Raw genomic sequence first — 261 nt, 5'->3', positions numbered from 1 at the left:
CATCTAATGATTTACTTATCGTTTCTAAACTTTCAAAAAGATTATTTTGTTCATTTAATAATGTTTTAATTCCATTTGCAGCATCTTTTGCATTTTTATCAATATCTGAAAGGAACTTAGCAAAGTCTTTAGAATACAAATTCACATTTGGAATGATATCTTTGAGTTTCTGAATCTCAATATTATACAATTTCTGTTTTTCTTTAGCACTAATATTTTTGCTTTCAATTTCAGATACGGCTCGACCAAAGTTAGCTAATC

1 protein-coding gene is annotated in these 261 nt (G+C 26.8%); it reads right to left on the bottom strand.

Annotated features, from left to right (window positions below; all coding sequences use genetic code 11):
• A partial coding sequence (locus tag ACP3VS_RS24460) for a hypothetical protein (RefSeq protein WP_426390328.1) occupies positions 1-261 on the bottom strand: 261 nt, incomplete at both ends.

Source organism: Lysinibacillus sp. VIII_CA (assembly GCF_049943995.1).
Lineage (GTDB): Bacteria > Bacillota > Bacilli > Bacillales_A > Planococcaceae > Lysinibacillus > Lysinibacillus pinottii.
Note: the sequence above shows the minus strand (reverse complement) of the source record. Positions and strands in the feature narration are given on the sequence as shown.